This is a genomic window from Sorangiineae bacterium MSr12523 (assembly GCA_037157775.1).
Classification (GTDB): Bacteria; Myxococcota_A; Polyangia; order Polyangiales; family Polyangiaceae; genus Pendulispora; species Pendulispora brunnea.
Map to the genome: position 1 here is coordinate 5,797,042 of CP089982.1, position 13,506 is coordinate 5,810,547.

The 13,506-nt window shown below is 65.0% G+C and carries 11 protein-coding genes; 8 read left to right on the top strand and 3 right to left on the bottom strand.

The genetic code is table 11. From position 1 onward, the window contains the following. Nucleotides 1-39: 39 nt before the first annotated feature. Nucleotides 40-1,623 carry a hypothetical protein gene (locus LZC95_22235; protein WXA99524.1) on the bottom strand — a complete coding sequence of 528 codons (1,584 nt, stop codon included), beginning with the start codon at nucleotides 1,621-1,623 and terminating at the stop codon, nucleotides 40-42. Between the two features lie 71 nt (nucleotides 1,624-1,694). Here LZC95_22235 and LZC95_22240 point away from each other — a divergent pair, with 71 nt between their 5' ends. The 6 genes from LZC95_22240 (at nucleotide 1,695) to LZC95_22265 (ending at nucleotide 8,633) form a co-directional block, all read left to right on the top strand. Continuing rightward, nucleotides 1,695-2,588: a LysR family transcriptional regulator gene (locus LZC95_22240; protein WXA99525.1), complete on the top strand. Its 894-nt coding sequence runs from the start codon at nucleotides 1,695-1,697 to the stop codon at nucleotides 2,586-2,588. 101 nt (nucleotides 2,589-2,689) lie between these two features. After that, entirely contained in the window at nucleotides 2,690-3,877 is a 1,188-nt protein-coding gene (locus LZC95_22245) for a choice-of-anchor D domain-containing protein (GenBank protein WXA99526.1), read from the top strand. Nucleotides 3,878-3,890: 13 nt separating this feature from the next. Next, nucleotides 3,891-5,618, top strand: coding sequence for a multicopper oxidase domain-containing protein (locus LZC95_22250; GenBank protein WXA99527.1), 1,728 nt, complete (start codon nucleotides 3,891-3,893; stop codon nucleotides 5,616-5,618). 5 nt (nucleotides 5,619-5,623) lie between these two features. Beyond that, a complete protein-coding gene (locus LZC95_22255; GenBank protein ID WXA99528.1) occupies nucleotides 5,624-6,265 on the top strand; it encodes an SCO family protein in 642 nt (213 codons plus the stop codon). A 24-nt stretch (nucleotides 6,266-6,289) separates the two neighbouring features. Continuing rightward, complete coding sequence (locus LZC95_22260) at nucleotides 6,290-6,943, top strand: transglutaminase-like domain-containing protein (protein WXA99529.1); 654 nt, start codon at nucleotides 6,290-6,292, stop codon at nucleotides 6,941-6,943. A gap of 151 nt (nucleotides 6,944-7,094) precedes the next feature. Continuing rightward, a complete protein-coding gene (locus LZC95_22265; GenBank protein WXA99530.1) occupies nucleotides 7,095-8,633 on the top strand; it encodes an RtcB family protein in 1,539 nt (512 codons plus the stop codon). A 6-nt stretch (nucleotides 8,634-8,639) separates the two neighbouring features. On the opposite strand, the gene LZC95_22270 is transcribed toward LZC95_22265, so the two are convergent. Continuing rightward, a complete protein-coding gene (locus tag LZC95_22270) occupies nucleotides 8,640-9,173 on the bottom strand; it encodes a hypothetical protein (protein ID WXA99531.1) in 534 nt (177 codons plus the stop codon). Between the two features lie 235 nt (nucleotides 9,174-9,408). Between LZC95_22270 and LZC95_22275 the strand changes: the two genes are divergently transcribed. Then, nucleotides 9,409-10,332, top strand: a complete 924-nt coding sequence (locus LZC95_22275; protein WXA99532.1) for a hypothetical protein — start codon at nucleotides 9,409-9,411, stop codon at nucleotides 10,330-10,332. Between the two features lie 4 nt (nucleotides 10,333-10,336). Further along, nucleotides 10,337-11,338, top strand: a complete 1,002-nt coding sequence (locus LZC95_22280) for a phosphoribosyltransferase domain-containing protein (GenBank protein ID WXA99533.1) — start codon at nucleotides 10,337-10,339, stop codon at nucleotides 11,336-11,338. On the opposite strand, the gene LZC95_22285 is transcribed toward LZC95_22280, so the two are convergent. Next, nucleotides 11,335-12,978, bottom strand: a complete 1,644-nt coding sequence (locus tag LZC95_22285) for a hypothetical protein (GenBank protein WXA99534.1) — start codon at nucleotides 12,976-12,978, stop codon at nucleotides 11,335-11,337. The two genes, LZC95_22280 and LZC95_22285, sit on opposite strands and share 4 nt — an antisense overlap. Between the last annotated feature and the right edge of the window lie 528 nt (nucleotides 12,979-13,506).

Here is a 13,506-nt window from a genome sequence, read left to right on the forward strand (position 1 = left end):
CGCGTAGCGTGTGGTGGCCAGGTCACAGCGTCGCCGGCGCTAGGGGCGAACGATCGTGCAATCGCGCGTGAGCGTCAGGGCTCCCGGACGCGGCTCCGGTGTCACATCGGGAAAGATGACACGAAAGCCAGGTTCGAGGATCTGACCGCGCGGGTTCTTCGAGATCTCGTTGGCGAACACTTCCGCACGGCGTTGGGCCAACAGCTCGACGTACGGCGTGATCTCCCCCGCCTGCAGCCTGCGCGAACATGCCTCGAGCATGGCCGCGGCCTGCGCGCGGTGCCACGCTGCATGGCGCGCCGGCTCGGTGAGGTTCGCATGGAGCTCGCGCGCCGCGGGCTCCTTGGACGCGGCGAGCGCGCGTACGAAGGCCGCCACCCAGCCATGCGCGTCCTCCGGCACGAGCCGCAAAAGTCCGCACCGCGCGCTGGAGAGCGCGGGATTCCCCATGTCCACCGCGAGAACGTCCGCGACGAACTCCTCGTCGACGGCGTGCTCGCGCACCAGCGCGGCGACGGCGGCGACATCGGCGGCCGCCTTCACGGGCCCGAGCCACGCATGATCGCCATCGGGCTGTCCGCTCTCGGGGAATGCACTCTTCAATGCCCGCAGGGCCGCATCGTACGACGGGCGCGACACCACGAGCTCGCGCGATGCGAGCCGCGGGTCCACGAAGAATGCGCTCGGCGCTTTCACGGCGGCGCGTGCCTCGTTGGGCATCGCATCCGACGCGAGATTCATCTCCTCGGGGCAGAACAAGGGCCGCAGCCGCTCCTGCCGCGTCCTTCCCTTTCGCGCGGCACGAAAAGCGACGCTCGCCTCGAGCCGTGCGTTCCCCTGGCGAACGCGCATCGCGAGCCGTTCCGCATCACCGAGGCCTTGCCCGAGGATGCGCGCGAGCGCAGGTTCCGGCGTGAGCCCCGCGAGGGGCAGCGGCCGTGCCATGGTCCACCAGTCATTGTGCGGTGCCTCGAGCTCTTTCATGATGGGCCCTCCGCCGAGGTGACACCCGGAGCATCGAAGGCGCTGCCCGAAGACGGGGTGCTCGGGATCGTCCTGCCGGTGAAGCGGCGCGATGTCGCGCAGAATGTCGGCGGAGTCGCCGCGGTAGAACCACTGCCCACGCGTGCCGTCGCCGCGAAGTTCGTAAAAGTTGAAGAGCCCCTTCGCCGGATCCCACGCGATGAGCTCGATGAGCAGCGCCTTGTCCTCGGGCGTCTGCGCCAGGACCAGCTCCGTGCCGCGCTTGTCGGTGAAATGCCCGAAGAAGAAGTCGCCCGGCGCGACCGGCACCCCGGCCACCACCCCCGTGACGCTTTCGAAAAGGCTGAAGCTCCCCGCCACGCCATTGTGAAAGCCGCGATTGTCCACGAAGGCCGTCGCCACCTTGGCCGGTTCGCGCTCGAGACGCCCGCGAAACTCGAGCACGTTGGACGGGCACTCGGACGATGCGGCCAACAGCGCCGCGACGGCATCGTGATTGGCCGCCGCGTTCGCCGGACCTTGGGTCACGCACCCGGCGGGCTTCAGCTCGGAAACCTGCGCCGGTGCATCCTCCGGCATGCGCGCGCACGCCGCAACCAACACGAGCAGCGCGACGCAGACGTTTCTCCAAAGTCTCATCGCACGGCCAGGTAGCTCGCGGCATGGATTCGGTCCATTTGAATGATATGATGGACTCATAAAATTCGCTGATGAGCCTCTCCGCCTTGCAGCTCGATGCCTTCTACGCCGTGGTGCGCGCCCAAAGCTTCGGGCGTGCGGCCAAGGCCCTTCATCTCACGCAGCCCGCGCTCTCCATGCGCATCAAGGCGCTCGAGGAGGAGCTTGGGCAGCGTCTCTTTCTGCGAAGCGCACGCGGCATCGCGCTGACCGATGCCGGAGCGCGGCTTCTGCGTTACGCCCAGGCGCGCGAAACGCTGGAGAAAGAGTTGGTCTCGGACCTGTCCGCGCCGGCCGGTGAAGGGCTCGGGGGCACCCTTCGCATCGCGGGCTTCTCGTCGGTGGTGCGCTCGCTGGTGCTCCCTGCCCTCGCGCCCATCGCACGGGCGAACCGGCGGCTGCGTCTGGAAATCGCGTCGCGCGAGGTGGAGGAGCTCGCGGGTCTGCTGGATCGCGCCGGCGCCGACTTCGTGTTGCTCGATCGCACGCTCGAACGCGTGGGGCTCGAGCACGTGCGGCTCGGTGTGGAGCGCCTGGTTCTCGTGGAGAGCGCCGTGCATGAAACGCCGCACGATGTCTTTCTCGACCACGATGCATCCGACACCACGACGCAGCGCTTTCTGCGGCGCAATGGGCAAAGCACCTCGCGCCTGACACGCTGGTATCTGGACGATATCTACGGTCTGCTCGACGGCGCCGCCCAGGGCCTCGGCCGCGCCGTCGTGTCACGCCATCTCTTGCGAGGCAGACGCCGGCTTCGTGAAGTGCCCGGCCTGCAGAGCATTACCTCGCCGGTGGTGCTGCACTACTGGCGGCAGCCCAGCTACCCACGCGCGCACCAGGCCATCTTGGATGCGCTTTTGCGTGACGTACCCACACGGTTGCGCGAGCAACATGGATCGCCGGCGAAGCAGTCGAGAGGGTAAATTCATCCAAATTCGCCAAGGCGTATTTGGCGTTTTGGCGCGCAATTTCGATTTGGACCGAGAGATGCTTTCCCGAGAAACGACTCGCGGAGCTATCCACCTTGAAAGCCAACTCGATTCCACCTTCTCGTGCGACTCGCATCGCCGGTGTTGTCGCGTGCAGTCTTGCGCTTTTCCCGTTTGCCTCGTTTGCCTCGTTCGGGTGCGGCGCAAAAAGCAATGGTCAGGGAACCGCCGGCACGGAAACCTCGTTTCTGAAACCCACCGGCGCATTCCTCGTACTGGCCGAAGCCTTCAATCAAGTGTCCTTCGATGCGCAGCCCGTCGGCACGCGCAGCGCCGCGCAATCCGTCGCGTTGCAAAACGACGGAACCGCACCGCTTACCATCGGCACACTCGCGATCGCCGGCGGGCAGGCCAGTGAATTCGTTCTCGGAGCGGGCACCTGCTCCGGCGCGACGCTGGCACCGGGCGGGCGCTGCACGATCGACGTGGCCTTCGCGCCTGCAGGCGACGGACCGCGCGCGGCGACGCTCGAAGTGCCCAACGATGCCGCGGGAAACACGCACGAAATTCCATTGCTCGGACGTGGCCGCGCGACCGCCGGCTTTACGCCGATGGCGGGCCCCGTCGATCCACGTCATGGGTTTCCGGCTTGGTACCAAGATGGCGCAGGCGTCCGGCTCGAACCGTGCCTCGAAAGCGCAAGCCTCTGCCCCAGTGCCCTGCCGGACTTGCTCGAACCACCGGCCGTCACGCGCGCGTTCACCAATTTTCCAAACGAAATGGCCTATTGGACGGCGGAGGCGGAAATCCGGCCCACGAATCGGATCCGCGCGCGGCTGATACTCGCCCTCGAAGGCGGCTTCGCCGGGGTCGGCAATGTGGCCATTGGCGAGCAAATCGTCTTTGGACGCGTTCGCCTTCGGCTCGAAGGCGTATCGCCATCGGTGCCCTATACGTTCACGCACCCGTTCGGGACGACCACGGTCTCGGCCGATGCCAGCGGTAAGATCGATTGGACCGAGGACGTCGGGTGCGGCGGCAGCCCCTGCGATTTCCGGCAGGCGGTGAAAAGCCAGGTGCTGCAGCGCTTCTTGAAGTGGGATCCCGCGTTCGCCCCGCAGGCCCCGCCGGGCCACCTCGGGGATCCCTCCGTCGCACACCGCATCGTGGGCAGCCCCACGGGCCACGACTTCTTCCGGGTCGAGGGCAGTGGGGTGGGAGGCAGCGGTATCTTCACCATCGAGACGAATCTGTTCGAGCTGGCGGGCAAACTCCTTCCCTGAGAGGCAAGGCACGATGCGCTTGTTGAAGTGGCGACCCAGCAAATTGGGCTTGATCGCGCGCCGCAATCGCCAAGAGATCATCGCGGCCGGCCTCACGCGGCGCGAGTTGCTCAAGATGGGGCTCATCTCCGCCAGCGGTTACCTGGTGAGCAAAGGCGGATTGAGCGCGTGGGCGAGCGGGGGCATCTCCACCTTGGCCTCCCCGCCGACGGCGCCCTTCACCGAGGAGCTGGTGATTCCTCGGGTGGCGCAGCCCACGGTGCTCTCGCCCGCCCCGGCGGAGGCACCGATTGCCGGCGAGGTAGCACGGGGCAACCATCTCTTTTGGAACTCACGGCCGCCCCAAAAGGCCTACGAGCTCGTTGCGCAGCCGATTCAACATCGGTTTCACGCGCAGCTGCCGCTCAATTCGGCGTGGGGCTGGGGCGGAACGGTGCCCGGGCCGACATTTCATGCTCGCTACGGGGAACCCATTACGGTGCGCATGCGCAATGCGCTTCCGGCCATTGCGCAGCACACCGGTTTTGGCCGCCCGGAAGTGTCGACGCACTTGCACAATCTGCACAATGCATCGGCGAGCGACGGGTTTCCCGCGGACTTTTACGAGACGGGGCTGTTCAAAGATCACCACTACCTCAATATGTATGCAGGTTTCACCCTGCCCGAATTCGCCCCCCTGGGCGATCCGCGCGAGGCACTGGGCACCCTTTGGTACCACGACCACCGCGTCGACTTCACCGCGCAGAATACGTATCGCGGTTTGTCCGGGTTCTATTTGCTTTTCGATGCGCTCGATTCGGGCGACGAGCGGGATCCGAATCCGGTGGCCCTGAGGCTGCCCAGCGGCGAGTTCGACGTACCCTTGCAGATCGTGGACCGTGTTTTCGACCAGGACGGGCAGCTCTTGTTCGACCTGTTCAATCTGGATGGCATCATTGGCGACAAGTTCATCGTCAATGGCAAGATTCAGCCCTTCTTCCGGGTGGCGCGGCGGAAATACCGTTTTCGTCTTCTCAATTCGGGGCCGTCGCGCTTTTACGAATTCTTCCTCAGCAACGGGGCGAGTTTCACGCACATCGCGAACGATGGAAATCTCCTTCCCGCGCCGGTCGCGGCGCAGAGCGTGCGGCTTGCGGTCGCCGAACGCGTGGACGTCATCATCGATTTCTCGAATTATGCCATTGGCGACAAGATTTACTTGGAGAACCGCCTCGAGCAGGTCGACGGGCGCGGTCCGACAGGCAATATTTTGCCGCCCGGCCAAGGCAACATGGTGCTCGAGTTCCGGGTCGACCGCGATGCGCCGGATCCGAGCCGCGTCCCGGCCGCCCTGCGTGAGCTGCCACCCGTCGACACGACTGCGGCCGCGGTGACGCGCGTGTGGGACTTCGGCCGAAGCCAGGGCGCGTGGACGGTGAACAACGCGTTTTTCGACGCCAACGTCATCCGGGCGCGGCCGCGGCAGGATACCGCGGAAATTTGGGTGCTGCGCAACACATCGGGCGGCTGGTCCCACCCGATTCACATCCACTTCGAGGAGTTCCAGGTCATCACCCTCGATGGCGCTCCGCCGACCTTGCGCAATGCCGGGCGCAAAGACGTGCTGGAGCTCGGGCGCGCCAATGGCAGCGAGGCGCGGGTTTTTCTTCGATTCCGCGATATGAAAGGTCGATACGTGATGCACTGCCACAATACGGTGCACGAGGACCACGCCATGATGATTCGCTGGGACATCGTCTGAAGCGCATGGCCCCTTTCCGCAAACGCCTCGCGCGCTGGGTACTTTACGGCATTTGCGCCTTCATCCCGGCGGCTTACGTGTTCGCGAAGGAGCGGCCACCGCGCACGACGCAGCGGTTGCCCCCGCCGATGCACGGGGGCTTCGGGGCGGGGTATTTCCCGGATATCGAATTGACGACGCACGAGGGAAAACGCGTGCGCCTTTACCAGGACCTTTTGCGCGACAAAGCGGTGGTCATCAATTTCATGTACGCGCGATGCGACGGCATCTGTCCGGGCACCACGAAGAACCTGCGCAAGGTGCAAGATGCGTTCGGCGAGGCCGTCGGACGTGACGTCTTTTTCTATTCGTTCACCCTGAAGCCCGACGAAGACACGCCCGAAGCCTTGCACGCGTACGCCAAGGCCAACGACGTCAAACCCGGCTGGATCTTCCTCACGGGCTCGCGCGCCGATCTCGACCTGGTACGCCGCAAATTCGGTTTCATCGACCCCGATCCCAGCATCGACGTCCAAAAGCGGTCACACATCGGCGTCGTTCTCTATGGCAACGTACGACACGAGCAGTGGGCTGCCTGCCCTTCCCTGTCGAATCCCGAGGTCATGGTGGAGCAGATCCGCTGGTTCATGGGATCCGATTTGCATTGAGCTGGACTTTGCTATGTTTCGGTCGTGGCTTCAATCGAGTTTCTCCAACCTTCGTATTTCGTGGATTCGGATCATCCGGCCGTCGTGGCGTTCGCAAAAGAGGCGTGCGGTGATGCGACCACCGATGCCGAGCGCGCGCGGTGTCTCTTTCACGCGGTGCGGGAGCGATTTCGCTACGATCCGTACACCATTTCGCCGAGGCGGGACGATTACCGGGCAAGCTCGGTCTTGAAGCAGTCGCGCGCGTATTGTGTGCCGAAGGCGGTGGTGCTCTGTGCGGCCGCACGCGCGGTGGGGATCCCGTCGCGACTCGGATTCGCCGACGTGCGAAATCACCTGTCCAGCGAGAAGCTGCGGCAGGCCATGCGGACGGACCTGTTCGTCTTTCATGGTTACACCGAGCTTTGGATCGACGGCCAGCCACTGAAGGCGAGCCCCGCGTTCAACGCAGAGCTCTGTGCGCGGGTCGGTGTGGAGCCGCTCGAATTCGATGGAAAGCACGACGCGCTCCTTCACGCCTTCGACGGCCGGGGCCACACGTACATGGAGTACCTGAACGACCGCGGGTGCTACGTCGATTTGCCGTTCGACGAGATGATCGATGCCTTCGTCTCCACCTACGGCCAGGTGGAGCTCACCCGCCCGGGCACACAGCCCGACGAGGTCTTCCAGCGTTGATGCCTTGACGGCACGCGAAGTTCGATCCAGATTGACCGCCGCTGCTGCGGAGAGGCGTTCCTGTGCGCTTCTTCGGGGACATTTCTCGCGGGGACGTGCTTCGTTGTAGAGACGAAGCGGCCGCCGTCGTTCGTTCTTTCAAGGCAGCTACATGTATGTTCAGGATCTTCAGGATTTGGCGCGTCGCCGATCCGACGCAGCCTGTTTCGATGTCGAGAACCCGCTCGGGCTCGACGTGCGACTCTTTGCGCACCCTTCGGTCCCCGTCGAGCGGGACGCGTTCTTACAGCTCTTCGACTTTCTCGACGTATGCCGCGCCATCGCGGACATCCGCGATGCCGAAGCGCGCGGCCGCCTCACCTTTTTCGGCGACGCGCCCGCGTGCATCGACAAAGTCGTGCTCACGCCCGACTTCCACAAGGGTTCCCTCGTACCGGTGGGCACCGTCGCGCGTGCGCAGCATATGTGCATTCCGCAAGCGATCGGAAACGACGTGTGCTGCGGCATGCGTCTGCTAGTCACCGATCTCCCCGCCGACGCACTGGAACCGCACTGGCCTGCGATCCAGAAGCGGCTTCGCGCCATCTTCTTCGCCGGAGAACGCGATATCCCCATGTCACCCCGCCAGCGCGAGGCCGTTTTGCGCGACGGCCTCCCGGGCCTCGTACGCACCGCGGCCGACAACGCCCATCACGGCATTTGGCAACGCTTCGACGCGGCCATCGAGAAGGAGAACCTCGCGCGCGCCCACGCCGAAGGGGGCTTCCCCACGCGCGGACTCTTCGGGTTCGAGCGCTTCATCATGTCCTCGGGCCGGGTCGACGGACGCGATCCGCAGATTGGTTGCGTCGGCGGCGGAAACCACTTCGTCGAGCTGCAGCGGATCGATGCCCTCTTCGATGGCCACGCCGCACGCGATTGGGGCGTCTCCAAAGGCTGCCTCGCCATCATGATCCACTCGGGCTCCGTGGGCCTCGGACACGCGGTGGGCGGTCATTTCATGGATCGCGCACGAAGCATCTTCCCCACGGGGATCACGTCGCCGAAGGGCGGGTTCTTTCCCCTTCCGACGTCGGGCCCGCGCGCCGAGGAGGGACACGCGTACCTCGATGGCATGGGCAACGCGGCCAATTTCGCCTTTGCGAACCGGCTCTTCTTGGGCCTCATGGCGGTGCGCGCGGTGGAAGAAGCGACGGGACGCACGGTGGGTGCAAAGCTCGTCTACGATGCGCCGCACAACCTGATCTTTCGCGCCGGCGAATCCCTCGTGCATCGCAAGGGCGCAACCCCCGCCCCCGGTCCCTCGGGCGCCGACTACCATGGCAAGCCCGTGATCATCCCCGGCTCGATGGGCGCCGCAAGCTTTCTGCTCGCGGGGTCGGGCCACGCGGACGCGCTCGAAAGTGCCTGCCACGGTGCCGGCCGCGCACTGTCTCGCGCCAAGACGGCGCACGTCCCCAAGGACGTCTTCGCGCGCGAGTTGGCAAAGCTGCGCGTCGTCGGGCCCATCGATCCCCGTGCACCCCATCTCGCCAGGCGCCGCGACATCCTCGAGAAATACGAAAGGCGCGTGATGGAGGAGGCGCCGTACGCCTACAAGGCCGTCGAACCCGTCATCGAGTCCGTGGAAGAAGCCGGCATCGCGCGCAAGGTCGCCCGGCTCCTGCCCTTGTGCACGGTCAAAGGATGATCGCGCTCAGCGCACGTGCAACGTGCCACCGGCGGCGACGACGAGGTTCACTTGGGGAGCCTCGCCACCGCAGTCGGGACCATTCGGGTAGACCAAGGTCGGAACGACGTCGATGGTCTGCGTCGGGTGCGCGGCGCCCGAGGCGTCGCTCATGTTGAGTGCAATCTGCACCGATTGGGTCGGCAGCTCCGGGACGGGGATGTAGGCCATCTTGCCGCCCGTCGGCACGGCCTGCCCGCTGCACACCTGGCCCTGGCATCCTTGGTCGACGGTCTTCGTCGCCGGCGTGAGGTACACGGTCGGCTTGCGGCACGTGCCGGCCCAACACACCGAGATGGTCGCCGATTCGACTTTCGGCGCGAAGGCCGGATCGATATCGAGCCCCAATCCGCGCATCGCCGCTGCCGCCGTGCACTCATGGTCGCGGCTGCCGTTGCCAAGTCCGTCTTGTTGCGATGACGACTGCGGCGCCGCGGAGCTACAGCCGGCTGCACCGACGAGAGCCGCCAAACATAGGACCGAACGAAGCAAGGCATTCATGGCAGGAGCCTCCACAGGTACGGAGCGTACCGTACCCAACTGAAAGCACGCGCCGATCCAGCGTACATAGGCGGATTTCTCGGCGAATCCGCAATTGGCGACCACGGGCGGTGGCCCAACGTTGCACACCTTGCGGTGCCGGCGTCATGGTGGGGGTCTCATTGCAATGACTTGTGGCCGACGCGTACCTGGTCCGCGCGCGAATCGCCGCTATGACCGGTGGATGAAGTCCGCCATGCGCACTCTGCCGTTCCTGGGGCTTCTTCTCGCGGCGTGCGCGAATGAAACGCACACGGTGCCGGCGATGCCCCGCCAGGACGAGCCTGTGGGCGGCGGCTTCGATGCGCATTCGCCGCTCGAGACGCGCATCACGGCAACACCCGTGGACGTGTTGCGCATGTTCGTCGAGGACGGCCAGGCCTCTCCCACCGAGCATGCGCTCACCCCGGAGGAACGGCGGAAGGTCGCGGCGGCTTTTGCGGCGCTTCCGCCTTTGCATCGGCGCATTTTGCCGGAGCGGCTGCACTCCATCAGCTTCCTCGATGGAATGCCCAATGGGGCGCTCACCTCGCCCGCCGATGCCAACGAGCCGCATCGGCTGTTTCACATCACGCTTCGTGCGGGTGTTCTGCGCGAGAATCTGTCCGAGTTTCTCACGCAGAAAGAACAGCAATGCTTCGATACGGCGGGCTCGTCGCGGCGCGTGTCCATCGAGGCGGGGACGATGGATGCCATCGTTTTCGTGCTCCTGCACGAGACCACCCATGTCGTGGACGGGAGCTTGCGGCTCACCCCGGATAGCGCCTTCACCACGAGCGCCTGGAGCGAGAGAACGCTGATCGCGCCCGCCTTTCGGGACCCGCTCCTGGCCAAGGCCAAGTTTCGCCGTGACGGCGAAGTTTTGCCCGTCGATCGCGCCGAGGCCGTCTATTCGGCCCTCGAGCGCACGCCTTTCGTATCCCTTTATGGCAGCAGCAATTGGTCCGATGACCTCGCCGAGGCCGTCGCGTGGTATCAATTGACGGAGCGGCTCGGGCAACCGTACCGCATCGTCATCCGGGACCAAGGCAAAGAGGCATTCGCGTACGAGCCCATGAAATCCCCCGTCGTGCGCAACCGATTCGACCAATTGTCAAAATTTTACGAGGAGCCAGGCTGAGACGATGAAGGTCACCGAGATCGAAGCACCGAAGGGCACCGTGCCGGACCGGCCGACCTTGGCGCTGACGTACGATCACTTCGACCAATGGATCGAGTCGCTGCAGCCGGCGCTGCTCGCCGAGCACTTCACCATGGTGATTGGCATTCTGCGCGGCGGTGCGCCCCTGGCGCTGATGGTCTCTCACGCAACGGGCGCGCACGTGGCGTTTCTACGCTACGACCGGCAGACACGCGCGGTGGCATGGGATTCCGCTTTGCCGCTGCCGGCTCGGGGATCGAAGGTGCTGCTCTGCGAGGACATCGCCGGCTACGGGTTTACCCTGCGCGATTGCATCGCGTTCTTGGAACGGCACGGCCTGGTCATCAAGACGCTGACCGGGGTCGTCGACGATCGAAGCGTCACCCGGCCCGATTTCGCCATCGACGCGCGCGGTTACGCGCCGCTGTTTCCTTGGGAGCGGCAAGCCCACACCGAGCAACATCGCGCCGATTGGTCGCTCGCACCCGATGGCTACGCCCGCAAAATGCGCGAGGATCACGAGTATGCCACCTACGCCATCGACCTGGATGGCATCTTGCTGCCCGACGTCCCCAAATCCCGCTACGACGAAGATCTCGACGCGGCCCTGAGGGAGCGGGACGAGCTTTTGCCGTTCGAGGTATTCCCCCATATCGATCTCGCGTCGGTGCGCCTCATCATCACGGGGCGTCCCGAGATCGATCGCGCGCGCACCGAAGCATGGCTCGCGCGGCACGGCTTTTCGCACATGGAAATCGAGATGCGCGTGATGGACCTCCACGACGAGACGCCGAGCGGGGCCGCGGCGCACAAGGCGGCGGCGGCGCTCCGCCGAGGGATTACGCATTTCATCGAGAGCGAAGCCGTGCAGGCGCTGCAGATTGCGCAGCTCGCGCCGCTCCTCCGCGTCATTTGGTGGGATCCGTACACGCAGACCGGCACCCTCGTCGGCGCGCACGCCTGGACGCCGTCGTCACCCGGCTAGGGGCAGGCGCCGTGGCCTTCGGCGCCCACCGCAGGGAGGCTCGGGCCGTTGGGCACGATGAGTGACGGATGATCGAAGGGCGCGCGCTGTTTCTCGGTGCGGCAGTCGGTGAGCCCATTGGTGAGAAAATCGACCAGCGCGGCCGCCTCGCCCGGGAGAAAATTGATCGCGCGCAGGCGGCTCGATGGATTCGCAAAGTCGCCACCCTGCGCATAGAAGTTCACTACGTCGGTCAACGTCGCCTTGCCACCATTGTGGAAATAGGGCGCGGTCAGCTTGATGTTGCGCAGTTGCGGCGTTTTGAAGGCGCCGCGGTCGACGTTCGCGCGGCTGACCGAAAACGGAATGCCCTTCGGTCCATTCGCGGCCCGGCCCAGATCCTCGGGATTGCGAAATGCCACCGGCCGCACCCCGATATGGTGAAAGCCTTGGTCGCCACCGTCTTCATTGACCAAGCCGTGCTGCGCGGCAAACGTGTACGTGGCATCGGAGAGCTCGGGCCCGGGGTGGCAATGGTAACACTCGGCCTTGCCGGCAAAGAGGTTCAGCCCCGTCACCTGCTTCGCGGTGAGCGCCGACGCCTGACCCTCCAGGTACCGATCGAGGGGGGTCTGATCCGGAATGAGCGTCGATTCGTAAGCTTGAATGGCCTGCCCCCAAATGCGTGAAAACTGAGCCTCCGCATTCGTGGCTACGTCCGCGCGAAAGGCCTTGTCGATGAGATCGTGGTATGTGCCTTGGAGACCCCGCTCGGGCGACGCCGAGAGCACGCCGAGGACGCCGTCGGTGGTCGCAACGTCCTGGAATTGAAGCGGCCGCCTCGCGAGCAATTTCGAGCCGACGCTTGCTGGCCCATTGAAAGGGCGGCCGGTGCACGACATCTCGACGTCGTTGGTCGTCGGGCCCGTGGCCTGGGATGCAAGGCCTGCGTGATCAATTTGGGTGAGCGATCCCCCCGCGTTGCCCGTGGTGCCAAAAGGATCGAGGCCATTGAAGACGTCGTGGCCGCGCCCATCCCAAAAGAGTTGGCGAAAGAAGACGGCGCCCACGACCGACGGGGTGTTGCGTCCCGTGACCTGCCGCTCGCCACCGAAGGGCGCCTTTGGATTTTCCACGCAGACGTCCGCCGCCGTGCCGGGATCCGAAGCGATGCCCACGAAGGTCGCGGAGCGCACGCCCTGGGAGCCCAGGCGATCGTCGTTGCCGATGTTCGAGACGACGGCGGTTTGGCCTGGGCCGGTCACGCCGTTGCTCTCGAATCGGTTGTTCGGGCCTGGATGCATCGTATTGATTACGCGGTTGTCCGCGCCAGCGGCGAAATGGCACGACGCGCACGCCGTCTGGCCATCGCTGCCCGCCTGCACGTCCCAGAAAAAGGCTTTGCCAAGTTGCACGGCGGCAGCACGGTCGACGATATCGCCATTCGATGGCTGGGGGATGGGCACCGTTCGGAGGGGGGCGAGTCCGGCGTCGTCCTCTTCTTCCACCCCGCCGTCGGCTTCGACGCCCGCATCACTTAGCTCTTGGAGGCCTTGCTTGGCCCCTTCGTCCCCGCCGGCACGGCTGGAACACGCGGTCAGGCAAGCCATGGCCAAAGCGAGAGCGCCCCATCGTTCCAAAACCGTATTCTGGATACTCATCGGTGCTCGTTCGGGCGTACAGCGCGGGGCGAGCACCGTCAACGGCGCAAGGCGCCATGCATTTACGGGCGTTTCAGGCCATCGGCGCGGAGGAGTGATTGCGACACCGAATTGCCGCGACCGTCCCGCGCAAAGGCACGCAGCGATACCACCACGAGGGCTGGCTCCCAATGCTGTGCGCCTAGATTGCGCTCTACCCGTATATCGAAATTCGATACCGTTCGACTCTCCGCCCGGCCGTACCGATCCCCATGAGAGGCAAGGCCGTTCGCGCCTGCGTGTGCTCGGAGCCGAATTGCCAAACCACGGTTTGTTCCGTCGCATACTGCGACCAGGGCAGGCCCTTCTAGCGGCAATGCCGTTCGCTTAGCGAATTTTCTTTCCCGTACACGTTCCCGTTCCCGTTCCCGTACACGAAAGCCCGAGAAGAAGATCGGGAAGGGGAACGGGAACGTGTACGGGTTAACTGAACGGCATTGCTTCTAGCGGGCACTTCGGCTCAGAGTTCGGCGCGAAATTCCGCGCCAA